Annotated in this window: 14 protein-coding genes; 5 read left to right on the forward strand and 9 right to left on the reverse strand. The window is 65.1% G+C overall.

What is annotated here, in order from left to right; all coding sequences use genetic code 11:
* Positions 1 to 17 precede the first annotated feature (17 nt).
* Positions 18 to 2,894, reverse strand: a complete 2,877-nt coding sequence (locus ABD866_RS05885; RefSeq protein ID WP_345062104.1) for a 2-oxoglutarate dehydrogenase E1 component — start codon at positions 2,892 to 2,894, stop codon at positions 18 to 20.
* A gap of 243 nt (positions 2,895 to 3,137) precedes the next feature.
* Between ABD866_RS05885 and ABD866_RS05890 the strand changes: the two genes are divergently transcribed.
* Entirely contained in the window at positions 3,138 to 4,211 is a 1,074-nt protein-coding gene (locus tag ABD866_RS05890) for an AI-2E family transporter (protein ID WP_345062106.1), read from the forward strand.
* 28 nt (positions 4,212 to 4,239) lie between these two features.
* Here the strand turns inward: ABD866_RS05890 and ABD866_RS05895 are convergent, their stop codons facing one another.
* Positions 4,240 to 4,509 carry a PsiF family protein gene (locus tag ABD866_RS05895; RefSeq protein ID WP_345062108.1) on the reverse strand — a complete coding sequence of 90 codons (270 nt, stop codon included), beginning with the start codon at positions 4,507 to 4,509 and terminating at the stop codon, positions 4,240 to 4,242.
* 99 nt (positions 4,510 to 4,608) lie between these two features.
* Here ABD866_RS05895 and ABD866_RS05900 point away from each other — a divergent pair, with 99 nt between their 5' ends.
* Positions 4,609 to 5,835, forward strand: a complete 1,227-nt coding sequence (locus tag ABD866_RS05900) for a tetratricopeptide repeat protein (protein ID WP_345062110.1) — start codon at positions 4,609 to 4,611, stop codon at positions 5,833 to 5,835.
* Positions 5,836 to 5,942: 107 nt separating this feature from the next.
* Here the strand turns inward: ABD866_RS05900 and ABD866_RS05905 are convergent, their stop codons facing one another.
* Together ABD866_RS05905 and ABD866_RS05910 are read right to left on the reverse strand one after the other, a co-directional pair.
* Positions 5,943 to 6,587, reverse strand: coding sequence for a 3-oxoacid CoA-transferase subunit B (locus ABD866_RS05905; RefSeq protein ID WP_345062112.1), 645 nt, complete (start codon positions 6,585 to 6,587; stop codon positions 5,943 to 5,945).
* 1 nt (position 6,588) lies between these two features.
* Positions 6,589 to 7,296, reverse strand: coding sequence for a CoA transferase subunit A (locus ABD866_RS05910; protein WP_345062114.1), 708 nt, complete (start codon positions 7,294 to 7,296; stop codon positions 6,589 to 6,591).
* Positions 7,297 to 7,375: 79 nt separating this feature from the next.
* Between ABD866_RS05910 and ABD866_RS05915 the strand changes: the two genes are divergently transcribed.
* The gene (locus ABD866_RS05915; protein ID WP_345062116.1) at positions 7,376 to 7,921 is read left to right on the forward strand and encodes a LuxR C-terminal-related transcriptional regulator; all 546 of its coding nucleotides are present in this window, start codon (positions 7,376 to 7,378) and stop codon (positions 7,919 to 7,921) included.
* A gap of 21 nt (positions 7,922 to 7,942) precedes the next feature.
* Here ABD866_RS05915 and ABD866_RS05920 read toward each other — a convergent pair whose 3' ends face one another.
* A complete protein-coding gene (locus ABD866_RS05920) occupies positions 7,943 to 8,371 on the reverse strand; it encodes a carboxymuconolactone decarboxylase family protein (protein ID WP_345062118.1) in 429 nt (142 codons plus the stop codon).
* 139 nt (positions 8,372 to 8,510) lie between these two features.
* Between ABD866_RS05920 and ABD866_RS05925 the strand changes: the two genes are divergently transcribed.
* On the forward strand, positions 8,511 to 9,089 hold the full coding sequence (locus tag ABD866_RS05925) for a peroxidase-related enzyme (RefSeq protein WP_345062121.1): 579 nt from the start codon (positions 8,511 to 8,513) through the stop codon (positions 9,087 to 9,089).
* 100 nt (positions 9,090 to 9,189) lie between these two features.
* Here ABD866_RS05925 and ABD866_RS05930 read toward each other — a convergent pair whose 3' ends face one another.
* Genes ABD866_RS05930 through ABD866_RS05940 form a run of 3 tightly spaced genes read right to left on the reverse strand, consistent with a single transcriptional unit; the run spans position 9,190 to position 11,399 of the window.
* A complete protein-coding gene (locus tag ABD866_RS05930) occupies positions 9,190 to 9,579 on the reverse strand; it encodes an acyl-CoA thioesterase (protein WP_345062122.1) in 390 nt (129 codons plus the stop codon).
* A 29-nt stretch (positions 9,580 to 9,608) separates the two neighbouring features.
* A complete protein-coding gene (locus ABD866_RS05935) occupies positions 9,609 to 10,565 on the reverse strand; it encodes a DMT family transporter (protein ID WP_345062124.1) in 957 nt (318 codons plus the stop codon).
* Positions 10,566 to 10,616: 51 nt separating this feature from the next.
* On the reverse strand, positions 10,617 to 11,399 hold the full coding sequence (locus ABD866_RS05940) for an SDR family oxidoreductase (RefSeq protein WP_345062126.1): 783 nt from the start codon (positions 11,397 to 11,399) through the stop codon (positions 10,617 to 10,619).
* A 146-nt stretch (positions 11,400 to 11,545) separates the two neighbouring features.
* On the opposite strand from ABD866_RS05940, the gene ABD866_RS05945 reads away from it, so the two are divergent.
* Complete coding sequence (locus ABD866_RS05945) at positions 11,546 to 13,246, forward strand: electron transfer flavoprotein-ubiquinone oxidoreductase (protein WP_345062128.1); 1,701 nt, start codon at positions 11,546 to 11,548, stop codon at positions 13,244 to 13,246.
* Between the two features lie 74 nt (positions 13,247 to 13,320).
* Here the strand turns inward: ABD866_RS05945 and ABD866_RS05950 are convergent, their stop codons facing one another.
* On the reverse strand, positions 13,321 to 13,578 hold the full coding sequence (locus tag ABD866_RS05950; RefSeq protein WP_345062131.1) for a DUF2164 domain-containing protein: 258 nt from the start codon (positions 13,576 to 13,578) through the stop codon (positions 13,321 to 13,323).
* Between the last annotated feature and the right edge of the window lie 2 nt (positions 13,579 to 13,580).

Here is a 13,580-nt window from a genome sequence, read left to right on the forward strand (position 1 = left end):
GATGTGGGTTGTGAGCCTTACTTGGTCAGGACAAAACCCTTGAGCTTGGCGAACGCGGCATCCACCAGGGCTTTTTGCTGCTCCTGGTGCAGGTGGGCATAACCCACGGCCGGCGATGCCGAGGCGGCGCGCCCGGCGTAGCCGAGCTTCTGGCCTTCGAGCATGTTCTCGTGGATGTTGTGCTGGATGAAGAACCAGGCGCCCTGGTTCTGCGGTTCATCCTGGCACCACACGATCTCGGTCGCGTTGCCGTACTTCTTGATCTCGGCTCCGAACACCTTATGCGGGAACGGATAGAGCTGCTCGACGCGGATGATGGCCACGTCGTCGGCGCCCTTTTCGGTGCGCTTTTTCACCAGGTCGTAGTACACCTTGCCGGAGCAGGCGATCACACGCTTGACCTTGTCGGCCTTCTTCACGATGGCCTCGTCCTGCTCGGGGATCACCGTCTGGAAGCCGCCCTTGGTGAACTCGGACAGCGGCGAGGTCGCGTCCTTGTTGCGCAGCAGCGACTTGGGCGTGAAGATGACCAGCGGCTTGCGCAGGTTGCGGATCATCTGGCGGCGAAGCAGGTGGAAGATCTGGCTGGCCGTGGTGGGCTGGCAGATCTGCATGTTGGTATCGGCCGACAGCTGCATGAAGCGCTCCAGGCGCGCCGAGCTGTGCTCGGGGCCCTGGCCTTCGTAGCCGTGCGGCAGCATCAGCGTGATGCCGTTCACGCGGCCCCACTTCACTTCACCCGAGGCGATGAACTGGTCGATCACCACCTGCGCGCCGTTGGCAAAGTCGCCGAACTGCGCTTCCCACACCACCAGCGTGTTGGGGTCGTTCGAGGCGTAGCCGTACTCGTAGGCCAGCACAGCTTCTTCCGACAGGATGGAATCGATGACCACGAACGGTGCCTGGTTCTCGGCCACGTTCTGCAGCGGGATGTAGGTGCCGGTGTCCCACTTTTCACGGTTCTGGTCATGGATCACGGCATGGCGGTGCGTGAAGGTGCCGCGGCCGCTGTCTTCGCCCGACAGGCGCACCGGGTAACCGCTGGCCACCAGCGAGGCGAAGGCCATGTGCTCGCCCATGCCCCAATCCACGTTCACTTCACCGCGGCCCATGGCGGCGCGGTCGTCGAACACCTTCTTCACGAGTTGGTGCGGTGTGACCGTGGGTGGAATCGTCGTGATCTTCTCGGCCAGGCGCTTCCACTCGGTCAGCGGAATGGCGGTTTCGGCGCTGTCCGTCCACTTCTTGCCGAGGAACGGCGACCAGTCCACCGCGTACTTGCTCTTGAAGTTGGTCAGCACCGGGTCGACCGTGTGCTTGCCGGCGTCCATGGCAGCGCGGTAGGCCTTGGCCATCTCGTCGCCCAGCGTCTCGCCCAGCCCTTGTGCGGCCAGCTTGTCGGCGTACAGCTTGCGCGTGCCGGGGTGCTGCGCAATCTTCTTGTACATCAGCGGCTGCGTCAGGCTCGGGGTGTCCTGCTCGTTGTGGCCCAGCTTGCGGTAGCAGGTGATGTCCACCACCACATCGGCGCGGAACTCCATGCGGTATTCCAGAGCCAGCTGCGAGGCCAGCACCACGGCTTCCGGATCGTCACCGTTGACGTGCAGCACCGGCGCCTCGACCATCTTGAAGATGTCGGTACAGAACGTGGTCGAGCGCAGGTCGCGCGGGTCCGACGTGGTGAAACCGATCTGGTTGTTGATGATGATGTGGACCGTGCCGCCCGTGGTGTAGCCGCGGGTCTGTGCCAGGCACAAGGTTTCCTGGTTCACGCCCTGGCCGCCCACGGCCGCGTCGCCGTGCACCAGCACGGGCAGCACCTGCGCGCCCTTGGGGTCGCCACGGCGGTCCATGCGCGCGCGCACCGAGCCCTCGACCACGGGGTTCACGATCTCCAGGTGCGAGGGGTTGAAAGCCAGCGACAGGTGCACCGGGCCGCCAGGGGTGGACACGTCGGAGCTGAAGCCCTGGTGGTACTTCACATCACCCGCGGGCAGGTCTTCGGGAGCCGTGTGTTCGAACTCGGCGAACAGGTCCTTGGGCATCTTGCCCAGGGTGTTGACCAGCACGTTCAGGCGGCCGCGGTGGGCCATGCCGATCACGATTTCCTGCACACCCTTGGCGCCGGCCTGCTGGATCAGTTCGTCCATCGCGGCGATGAAGCTCTCGCCCCCTTCGAGCGAGAAGCGTTTCTGGCCGACGTATTTGGTGTGCAGGTAGCGCTCGAGGCCCTCAGCGGCCGTCAGGCGGTCCAGGATGTGCTTTTTCTTGTCAGCGCTGAATTGCGGCTTGCTGCGGATGCTTTCCAGCTTTTGCTGCCACCAGCGCTTTTGCGCCATGTCGGTGGTGTACATGTACTCCACGCCCAGGGTGCCGCAGTAGGTCTCGCGCAGGGCATTGATAAGCTCGCGCAGGCTCATCCGATCCTTGCCGAAGAAGGTGTTGCTCGTGTCGAACACCGTCTCCTGGTCGGCATCGGTGAAACCATAGAACGCCGGGTCCAATTCAGGGATGTGCGGGCGCTCTGCGCGCTTGAGCGGGTCCAGGTCGGCCCAGCGCTGGCCCACATTGCGGTAGGCGGCGATCAGCTGCTGCACGGCGGTGCGCTTGCGGCCCATCTCCACGTCGGCGCTGGCCATCACCACCTTGGTGCCGCCCTGCTTGGCGCGGTCGGCAAAGGCGTTGATCACCGGCAGGTGCGGAACGTCCTTGGCGTTGGAGCCGTCCACAGCTGGGACGTGCTGCAGCGCGTCAAAGTAATCGCGCCAGGTATCGGGAACGCTGCCAGGGTTTGCGAGGTAGTTCTCGTACATCTCTTCGACGTAGGGCGCGTTGCCCCCGAAGAGATAGGTGTTGCCCTGGTAGGCGGCGTAGACGGATTTTGTCTCGCTCATGTTTCGCTGACCTCCGTTCCCCTGCAGGGAACATTAGCTGGTTGAGATACCTTCCGCGACACGGCTGAACCGGTTGGCGGATGCGACTGTGGCTGGGAAGGGCCGGGTTGCGGACGCGATTGTGCCACCGTTCCCCTGGCCCACCAACGCCCAGGGACAAGGAATCGATACTGCACTGCAACACCGGTGGAGGCGCCGAGCCGCCTCGCGTACAGTGCGCACATCGTTCGTACGCGCATGCCCATGAGCCCATCCACCCTGCAAAACCGCACCTTCCTGCTGCTGCTGATTCTGGTCACGCTGGCCTTTGGGGCCATTCTCTGGCCGTTCCATGGCGCCGTGTTCTGGGGAGTGGTCCTCGCCATTTTGTTCACGCCTTTGTACCGGCGGCTGCTGCGCCGCATGCCGGGCAAGCCCAATCTGGCCGCGCTGTGCACCCTGGCCGTGTGCCTGGTCATCGTGATCATTCCGGTCATCGTGATCACCCTGACCCTGCTGCAGGAAGCGACCACGATCTACGAACGCATGCGCTCCGGCCAGCTCAACTTCGGGCTGTACCTGCAGCAGATCATTGCGGCACTGCCCACCTGGGCGGCCAATCTGCTCGACCGCTTTGACCTGACCACCGTGGCGCAGCTGCAGCAGAAGCTCTCGACGGTGTCGGTGCAGATCAGCCAGTTCATCGCAACCCGCGCGCTGAGCATTGGCCAGAACACACTGGAGTTCCTGGTGGGCTTCGGTGTGATGCTCTACCTGCTGTTCTTTCTGCTGCGCGACGGTGCAGGCCTGATCCAGCGCATCGGCGAGGCCACGCCACTGGATACGCTCCACAAGCGGCAATTGGTCAGCAAATTCGCGACCGTGATACGGGCCACGGTCAAGGGCAACATCGTGGTGGCAGCATCCCAGGGCGCCCTCGGCGGCATGATTTTCTGGGTTTTGGGCATTCAGGGACCAGTGCTGTGGGGCGTGCTGATGGCCTTCCTGTCGCTGCTGCCCGCGGTGGGCGCGGGGCTCATTTGGGTGCCGGTGGCCATTTACTTTCTGGCCACGGGTGCCGTGTGGCAGGGCCTGGTGCTCACGGCCTTCGGCGTGGGCGTGATCGGCTTGGTCGACAACATCCTGCGCCCGATCCTGGTCGGCAAGGACACCAAGATGCCCGACTACGTGGTGCTGATTTCCACGCTCGGGGGCATGTCGCTCTTTGGTATCACCGGATTTGTGATCGGGCCGGCGGTGGCGGCCCTGTTCATCGCCTGTTGGGATCTGTTTGCGCCGCGTGGCGGCGCATCCGCAGAACGCCCTCCGACTCCATGATCGCAGGAGCCGACCGGGCGCGAGGACATCACGACGCCTTGAGGCACTCGCTCATGAACTGCTTGCGCTCGTCGCCCTTTTTGCCCGCGGCTTCGGCGTTGCAGGTCTTCATGCGGGCTTGCTGGCGCTTTTTCTTGTCGCTCAGGCACTCGCTCATGAACTGCTTACGCTCGTCGCCCTTTTTGCCAGCGGCTTCGGCGTTGCAGGTCGCCATCAGGCTTTGCTGGGCTGTTTCGGCCCAGGCGGCTCCGCTTGCAAGGCACAGGCTCAGCGCCGCGACCGACAGAATTGCTTTCATGGTTTCCTCCTTGTGGGGCCCTGCGGGCCGTGCAGACAACCTGCTCAGATGGGCGCAGGCCCCCGCATTTCACCACAGCTACAAGGGATATTGAGCCCCATGGACACGCCCCCCAGCGCTGAAGCCCTTACGCAGGCCCGTGAAGCGTTCACAGAGGGTGCCGCCCACTTCGAAGCGCGGCGCTTGGCGCAGGCAGAGCAGTGCTTTGCCCGGGCGCTGGCACTTGCGCCGGGCAGGCCCTCGGTACTGCTCAATCTAGGCGTTGTGCGGCTGCACCTGGGCCGCGCCGAGGATGCCCTGCCCTGCTTGCAGGCGGCCACCCAGGCCTTGCCCGACGACGTGATGGCATGGCGAGCGCTTGCGGGCGCTTGCCGAACGCTGCAGCGCTGGGACGAGGCCTGCACCGCGCTGCAGGCCGCCTTGCGGTGCGGCCCGCAAGACCCGGTGGCGATGGCGGAGCTGGCGGCCACCCTGGCCCGCCTGCAGCGGCAGCCCGAAGCCCTGGCCTGGGCGCAACGCGCACTGCAGGCCGCGGGGGCAGACGCAGCGGCAGACTGGTGGGTGCTGCAGGGCGATCTGCAGCGCGAACTGGGCCAGGGGGATGCAGCGCGTGACAGCTACCGCAGGGCACGCGATGCAGGCGCCGACCCCGTGCTCATGGACTTCTATCTGTCTGCGCTTGAGAATGCCGCCGCCACCACAACCCCGCCCGCCGACTACGTGCGCGCGCTGTTTGACGACTACGCCGCCGATTTCGAGCAGCACCTGGTGGGCACGCTGCAGTACCAGGGTCACGAGACGCTGATGCGGCTGCTCGCCGAGGCGACCCCGGCGCAGCGTTTTGCACGCGCACTGGACGCAGGCTGCGGCACCGGCCTGTGCGGCCGGCTGCTGCGCGCGCGCTGTGACCACCTGACCGGCATCGACCTGGCGCCCGCCATGGTGGAGCAGGCGCAGCGCACGCAGGTGTACGACCGGCTGGCCGCCGACGACCTGTGCACCCACCTGCTGACCCCTGGCCTGCTCCCTTACGACCTGGTGGTCGCGGCAGACGTGTTCATCTACGTGGGGCCCCTGGAGGCAGTGTTCCAGGCGCTGCACCGCGCCACCCAACCGGGCAGCTGGCTGGCCTTCACCGTGGAGGCTGGCGCCCGCGGAACCGGCGTGCGGCTGCTCCCCAGTCTGCGCTACAGCCACAGCGCTGACCTGTTGCATGGGCTCGCAGAGCGCCACGGATGGACTGTGGTGCGCCAGGTGTCGGCACCGATCCGGGTGCACGAGGGCACGCCCTTGCCGGGCGAGTACTGGATCCTGCAGCGCCTCTAGCGCACCCGACTGCGCCGCCGGCAAAAGAAAAGCCCGCCAGAACCTGGCGGGCTTTGGGGCCGTGGCCTGCATGCGGCCAGGCCGATCAAGCCGTGATCTGGGACTGATCAGGGAGCGATCAACGGTACGCCGGTCTTCGACTGGATGAACTCAAAGCTCACGCCCGGTGCCAGTTCCACCACCTTGAGGCCTTCGGGTGTGACGTCCATGACACCCAGATCGGTGATGATGCGGTCCACCACACCCACGCCCGTCAGGGGCAGCGTGCAGGCGGGCAGGATCTTGAGGTCCTCGGTGCCGTCCTTCTTGCGCGCCACGTGCTCCATGAGCACGATCACACGCTTGACACCTGCCACCAGGTCCATGGCACCGCCCATGCCCTTGACCATCTTGCCTGGGATCATCCAGTTGGCCAGATCGCCCTTGGCGCTGACCTGCATCGCCCCGAGGATGGACAGGTTGATCTTGCCGCCGCGGATCATGGCAAACGACTGGTCGCTGCCAAAGATGGACGACCCCTTGATGGTGGTCACCGTCTGCTTGCCTGCGTTGATGAGGTCGGCGTCCACCTCGTCCTCGTTCGGAAACGGGCCAATGCCCAGCATGCCGTTTTCGGACTGCAGCCAGACTTCCTTGTCGGCCGGCACGAAGTTGGCCACCAGCGTCGGAATGCCGATGCCCAGGTTCACGTAGAAACCGTCTTCCAGCTCATGGGCCGCGCGCGCGGCCATTTGGTCCTGACTCCAAGGCATTTCAGACTCCTGCTTTTTCCGTGATGGTGCGCTTTTCGATGCGCTTTTCGGGATGGGGGTTGTGCACGATGCGGTGCACATAGATGCCGGGCAGGTGCACCTGGTCGGGCGGAATGCTGCCGGTCTCGACGATTTCTTCGACTTCCACAATGCACAGGCGGCCTGCCGTGGCCGCAGCCGGGTTGAAGTTGCGCGCCGTGAGGCGGAACTGCAGGTTGCCGGCGCGATCGGCCCGGTGGGCTTTGACCAGCGACACGTCGGGCACCAGCGAGCGCTCCATCACGTAGGTTTCGCCGTCGAATTCGCGCAGTTCCTTGCCCTCGGCCACCACCGTGCCCACGCCGGTCTTGGTGAAGAAGGCCGGAATGCCCGCACCGCCCGCGCGCAGCTTCTCGGCCAGCGTGCCCTGGGGTGTGAACTCCAGCTCCAACTCGCCCGCCAGGTACTGGCGCTCGAATTCCTTGTTCTCGCCCACGTAGGACGAAATCATCTTCTTGATCTGGCGTGTTTCCAGCAGCTTGCCCAGGCCAAAGCCGTCAACGCCCGCGTTGTTGGAGATGACCGTCAGGTTCTTCACGCCCGCATCACGCAGCGCATCGATCAGGGCCTCGGGAATGCCGCACAGGCCAAAACCGCCGACGGCCAGCAACTGGCCGTCTGCCACCACGCCCTTGAGGGCCTCGGTGGCCGAGGGATACAACTTGTTCACCACGCTCTCCTTGCGAATGTTGGATGGACTGCACGATACTACGTAGCCGCCTAAGTAGTATTCCGTAAAGACTAGCACTATGGACGTTGATTACCGACTGGCCTTCGAGATGGCGCCGGTGGGGCTTGTGATCTCGCGCAACCGCATCATGGTGGACTGCAACCAGCATGTGTGCGAGATGTTCCGGGCCTCGCGCGAACTGCTGATTGGCCAGTCGTTCCGCATTCTGTACCCCAGCGTGGACGAGTACGAGCGCCTGGGTGCGCGCATGGCCCCCATCCTGAACACGCGGGGCCACTATGCCGACAACCGCATCATGAAGCGGGCCAACGGCGAGGTGTTCTGGTGCCATGTGTCCGGGCGCGCCCTCAACCGCGAAGCGCCGCACGAATCGGGCATCTGGAGCTTTGAAGACCTGAGCTCGCTGCGCCAGGTGAAGGCCGAACTCACCGGCCGCGAGCGTGAGGTGGCCGCACGGCTGCTGGAGGGCATGACCTCCAAGGAAATCGGCAAGGCCCTGGAGATCAGCCACCGCACGGTCGAGATCTACCGCGCACGGCTCATGCGCAAGTACAACGCCTCGACCACGGCCGACCTCATCCAGAAGCTGCTGGCGGGCAACTAGGGCAAGGCCCCTCGCCTGTGCTCAACCGCCCTGGCGCGGGCCATCCACCACCTCGGCTGCGGTGCGAAACGCCTCCACCGCCGAGGGCAGACCGCAGTAGATGCTGGCATGCAGCAGCACCTCCTGGATCTCGGCCGCCGTAGCACCGTTGTTAAGCGCCCCGCGCACATGGCCACGCAGTTCGTGCTGCTTGCCCAGGGCCGTGAGCATCCCCACGGTGATGAGACTGCGCGTCTTGAGGTCCAGCCCCTGCCGCTGCCACACATCGCCCCATGCGTTGCGCGTGATGTACTCCTGGATGGGCTGGGTGAATGCCGTGGCGCCCCCCAGGGCGGCCGCCACGAAGTCGTCGCCCATCACCTGGCGGCGCATTTGCAAGCCGCGCTCGTAGTCCTTGCCAGGGACATCGGGGTTGGTTTCGGCAGCAGAAGGAATCGATGCAGAAGACATGAAGCACTCCAAAGGATGGGGACGAACGGCGGCACTGTAGCGCGGGCCGTGGCAGCAGGCCAGCACGCGGGTGCGGACCTATGATGGAGCGCCGCCCCACCGCAGGGCTGCGCATCCCCACGTGTTTTCCGGAGACTCCATGACCGCCCCCCGCTACCCCCTGCCCGACCTGAACACCCTGCCCGACGACCTGCGCGTGCGCATCCTGGAGGTGCAGGAAAAAGCTGGTTTCATCCCCAACGTATTCCTGGCGTTTGCACGCCGCCCGGCCGAATGGCGGGCGTTTTTTGCGTACCACGACGCGCTGATGCTCAAGGAAGAAGGCTCGCTCACCAAGGGCGACCGCGAGATGATCGTCACCGCCACCAGCGCGGCCAACCAGTGCCTGTACTGCGTGGTGGCCCACGGGGCGCTGCTGCGCATCTACGAGAAGAAGCCGCTCGTGGCCGACCAGGTGGCCGTGAACTACCGCAAGGCCGACATCACGCCGCGCCAGCGCGCCATGCTCGACTTTGCGATGAAGGTCTGCCAGCGCTCGCACGAGATCGAAGACGCCGACTTTGCAGCCCTGCACGCGCATGGCTTCGACGACGAAGACATCTGGGACATTGCCGCGATCACGGCGTTCTTCGGGCTTTCGAACCGCATGGCCAGCTTTGCGGGGATGCAGCCCAATGCGGAGTTCTTCCTCATGGGACGCGTGCCACGCACGCGCTGAGCAACCGGCCACCCATTTGCTATGGTTTTGATAGCTGCTCGTGCTTGGATTTCAAGCACGAGCAGCCAATTTGGCATGCAATCCGCGGCAGAACGCAGATTCAGCCGCTGACCAGTGCGCGCATCCAGTCCGGCAGGTCGATGGCTTTTTGCTGCGGAAAATCCACCCAGATCGTCGTCGCGCCGCCCGCGGCGCACACCACGCCGGGCCGGTCCGCCCGCTCCATGGTGCCCCAGGTCTCGAAGGTCGTGCGGCCCGGGTCGCTGACGTACAGCTTGAGCAGCACTTCGTCGGGATAAGCGAACTGCTGGTAGAAGTTGCAGAAGGCGTTGACGATCACCGGGCCCTGGCCGCCCGGCGCCGGGTCGCATCCCACCGAGCGCATCCAGTCGATGCGGGCGGTTTCCAGGTAACGGAAATACACCGTGTTGTTCACATGGCCCATGGCGTCCATGTCGCCCCAGCGCACCGGAAAGCGGGTTTCGTACACGAGCTACTTGCGCTCAGGAATCTCGATCTTCATCGGTGCGCCTTGATGGATGCGAGGATGCCCAGCGTGAACAGCAGCGCGGCGGCCGCCTGGGCCAGCGTGGGCCACTGGCCATCCCATAGGAAGGAATACACGAGCGCGAACAGGGTCTCGCTCACGATCAGCTGGCCGCACAGGCTGGCAGACAGCCGTTGGCTGGCGATGTTCCACAGAATAGTGGCCAGCCAGCTCGACCCGATGCCCAGCGCCAGGGCCAGCACCACAAAGCCGACGCCCAGGGGCCCCTGAAGCAAGGCCGATAACTGCGCGGGCGCAGAACCGGCCACCGACCACAGCAGCAGCCCGCCCACCCCGGTGGCCACGCCCAGCCAGTTGGCCCAATCGGTCGCGCTGACCTGCGGGTTGCGCCGCAGCCACGCGGCATTGAGCACGGCAAACGCCGTCCAGCACGCAAGCGCTGCCACCGACAGCGCGATACCACGGCCCCAGTGCGCACCGTCAACGGACGGTGCCCCGGACCTACCGCCCGCCATGAGGGCCAGCCCGGCCACCGTGAGCACCAGACCCGGCAGCAGCGCCGCCCAGCGCAGCCCCTGCGGCTTGCCCATCAGCATCACCCACACCGGAATGGTGCCGATGATGAGCGCAGGCATTTCAGTGCCTGCATCGCGCACCGCCAGCACCAGCAGCAGGTAATAGCCGGTAAAGCCCAGCACGCTCAGGCCCAGCGCGGCCAGTGCCTCGCGCCCATTGGGCAGGCGGCGCGTGCGCAGGCCCAGCAGCATCACCAGCGCCGCCATGGCCCCGTAGCTCACAAAGCGGCCCGCGGTCAGGTCCACCGAGGGCACGCCGGGCAGCATGCGGGGGGCCACAAACACTAGCCCCCACAGCGCGCCGGCCAGCAGGCCGCAGGCAATGCCCACGGCCCAGCGGCGCGCGGCGGCGGCATCCAGCGCGGGCACGTAGATGTCGGTGCGGCCGCTCATGCCGCGTGCTCCCGGCCGGTCGATCGCACGCAGGGGCGCGACGCCCTCCGTTCAGATCGCAAAGCCGTCGTCGGCAGCCACCACGGCGCCGTTGATGAAGTGGCTCTGGTCGCTGGCCAGCATCACCAGCAGGGCGTCCAGGTCTTCCGGGCTGCCCACGCGCTTGCGCGGCAGCATCTGCACCAGCTTCTGGCCCTGCTCGGTCTGCCAGTGGTGGTGGTTGATCTCGGTGTCGATGTAGCCGGGGCAGATGGCGTTGACGTTGATGCCGAACTTGCCCCATTCCATGGCCATGGCGCGCGTCATGTGCACGACGGCGGCCTTGCTCATGCAGTACACGCCGATCTGCGGCAGCACGCGCAGGCCCGCCATCGAGGCGATGTTGATGATGCGCCCCCCGGTGAAGCTGCCCGGTGCCGCGCCCTTGGCACGCGCCAGCATGCGCTTGCCCACCTCTTGCGCGACAAAGAAAGCGCCCTTCACGTTGGTGTTGAAGATGAAGTCATAGTCCTCGGGGGCTACGTCCTGGATGCGCTGAGTGGTCGAGACCCCAGAGTTGTTGACCAGGATGTCGATCGAACCCATTTCGGTCTCGGCGTGGGCCACGGCGGCCTTGATGGAATCGTGGCTGGTCACATCCAGCTCAACCACGTGGGCGTCACCGCCCTCGCCTTCGATGCGGGCGCGCAGGTCCTTGAGCTTGTCCACCCGGCGGCTGGCCAGCACCACACCCGCGCCCGCGCGGGCCAGCGTGCGCGCAAACTGCGCGCCCAGACCGCTGGATGCGCCGGTCACAAAGGCCACGCGGCCCGACAAATCGATGCTGTACGCCATTTTTAGAGAACCCCCACAGAAAAAAAGAACGGTCGTTCGATTGTCCAGATTCCCTGAATACAATCAGTCGCCAGGCAGACAGGCGCCACTGGCGCGGTCTGGAGACAATCCACGCATTATCAAACCCTAGCCCCGACGAGACGACCATGACGCACGAAGAAATCCTCGCCCAATACGGCCCCCGCGAAAGCATGGAGTACGACGTGGTCGTGGTGGGTGGCGGACCGGCCGGGCTGTCCACGGCCATCCGCCTCAAGCAACTGGCAGCCGAGCGCGGCCAGGACGTGTCGGTGGTGGTGCTCGAAAAGGGCTCGGAGCCCGGCGCGCACATTCTGTCGGGCGCGATCATGGACCCGAAGGCGCTGACGGAGCTGATCCCCGACTGGAAGGCCAAGGGCGCACCGTTGAACCAGCCGGTGACCGACGACGCCTACATCTTTCTGAGCGAAGAGTCGGGCTTTCGCGTGCCCAACATGTTCCTGCCGCCGTTTGCGCACAACCACGGCAACTACATCATCAGCCTGGGTGCGGTCACGAAGTGGCTGGCCGAACAGGCCGAGGGCCTGGGTGTGGAAATCTTCCCCGGCTTCACGGCCGCTGAAGTGCTGTACGACGACAAAGGTGCGGTGCGCGGTGTGGCCACCGGCAACTTGGGCGTGGGCAAGGACGGCGAGCCGACCGAGAACTTCCAGCTTGGCATGGAGCTGCTGGGCAAGTACACCGTGTTCGCTGAAGGCGCGCGCGGCCACCTGGGCAAGCAGCTGATCGCCCGCTACAAGCTCGACGAAGGCCGCGATCCGCAGAGCTTCGGCATCGGCATCAAGGAACTGTGGGAAATCGACCCCAAGAAGCACCAGCCGGGCTTTGTGATGCACACCGCAGGCTGGCCCATGGAGTCCGACACCTATGGCGGCGCCTTCCTCTACCACCTCGAAGGCAACAAGGTGGCCTTGGGCTTTGTCACGGGCCTGAACTATTCGAACCCCTACCTGAGCCCGTTTGAAGAGTTCCAGCGCTGGAAGACGCACCCGAACATCCGCTACTACTTTGAGAACGAGAAGGGCGAAATCACGGCCAAGCGCTTGTCGTATGGTGCGCGCGCCATCAATGCCAGCGGCCTCAACGCGCTGCCCAAGACGGTGTTCCCGGGCGGCGCACTGGTGGGCTGCGACGCAGGCTTCCTGAACGTGAGCCGCATCAAGGGCAGCCATGCCGCCATCAAGACCGGCATGCTGGCCGCCGAGGCCGCCTACGACGCTGTGGTCGCCGGCCGCCAGCAGGACGAACTGAGCGCCTACCCGGCTGCGTTCGAGCAGAGCTGGCTCTACACCGAGCTGAACAAGGACCGCAACTTCAAGAACTGGTTCCGTTACGGCCTGACGGTCGGCACGCTGATGAACGGCTTCGAGCAGTTCGTGCTGCGCGGCCACATTCCGTGGACACTGCACCGCGAGAAGCCCGATCACGCCTATCTGAAGCCCGCGGCAGAGTGCAAGCCCATCGTCTATCCCAAGCCAGACGGCAAGCTCACCTTCGACCGGCTCTCCAGCGTGTTCATCAGCAACACGAACCACGAAGAACAGCAGCCTTCGCACCTCACGCTCAAGGACGCCAGCGTGCCGGTGAACATCAACCTGGCCAAGTATGCGGGCCCCGAATCGCGCTACTGCCCGGCCGGTGTGTACGAATTCGTGCCTGACGAGGCCAAGGGCGGCAATGCGCAGCGTCTGCAGATCAACGCGCAGAACTGCGTGCATTGCAAGACCTGCGACATCAAAGACCCGACGCAGAACATCGTGTGGGTGACGCCCGAAGGCGGCGGTGGCCCGAACTACGCGGGCATGTAAGCCCGGCGGCGCACGCGTGCCGTCCTCAAAAGCCCGCCTTGGCGGGCTTTTTTTGTGCCCGCGGTGGCCACATCTCAGCGCCTGCGGTCGCGCCAGTATCCGAATGCTTCTTCGTGCACTTCGAGATCCAGTTCCTGGACGCGCTGCAGCCAGCGCTCTTGCACATCGGCCACCGCCTGGTTGTAGACCAGCGGCGCGATCTCCTGCAAAAAGAAGCCCAGCAAGGCCCCAGCCCCGATGTTGCCAAGACGCTGCTCGAGTTCCTGCTCAAAGTAGCGCTCGATCGACGCCACCGCCTGAGCGCGTTCGACTTTCGAAAGTTCAATCGGCACGG

The organism is Acidovorax lacteus, assembly GCF_039540375.1.
Taxonomy (GTDB): Bacteria; Pseudomonadota; Gammaproteobacteria; order Burkholderiales; family Burkholderiaceae_C; genus Acidovorax_G; species Acidovorax_G lacteus.

Coding starts and splice junctions, on each gene's coding strand:
- ABD866_RS05885 (WP_345062104.1), bottom strand. CDS start 2,894: ATGAGCGAGACAAAATCCGTCTACGCCGCCTACCAGGGCAACACCTAT.
- ABD866_RS05890 (WP_345062106.1), top strand. CDS start 3,138: ATGAGCCCATCCACCCTGCAAAACCGCACCTTCCTGCTGCTGCTGATT.
- ABD866_RS05895 (WP_345062108.1), bottom strand. CDS start 4,509: ATGAAAGCAATTCTGTCGGTCGCGGCGCTGAGCCTGTGCCTTGCAAGC.
- ABD866_RS05900 (WP_345062110.1), top strand. CDS start 4,609: ATGGACACGCCCCCCAGCGCTGAAGCCCTTACGCAGGCCCGTGAAGCG.
- ABD866_RS05905 (WP_345062112.1), bottom strand. CDS start 6,587: ATGCCTTGGAGTCAGGACCAAATGGCCGCGCGCGCGGCCCATGAGCTG.
- ABD866_RS05915 (WP_345062116.1), top strand. CDS start 7,376: ATGGACGTTGATTACCGACTGGCCTTCGAGATGGCGCCGGTGGGGCTT.
- ABD866_RS05920 (WP_345062118.1), bottom strand. CDS start 8,371: ATGTCTTCTGCATCGATTCCTTCTGCTGCCGAAACCAACCCCGATGTC.
- ABD866_RS05925 (WP_345062121.1), top strand. CDS start 8,511: ATGACCGCCCCCCGCTACCCCCTGCCCGACCTGAACACCCTGCCCGAC.
- ABD866_RS05935 (WP_345062124.1), bottom strand. CDS start 10,565: ATGAGCGGCCGCACCGACATCTACGTGCCCGCGCTGGATGCCGCCGCC.
- ABD866_RS05940 (WP_345062126.1), bottom strand. CDS start 11,399: ATGGCGTACAGCATCGATTTGTCGGGCCGCGTGGCCTTTGTGACCGGC.
- ABD866_RS05945 (WP_345062128.1), top strand. CDS start 11,546: ATGACGCACGAAGAAATCCTCGCCCAATACGGCCCCCGCGAAAGCATG.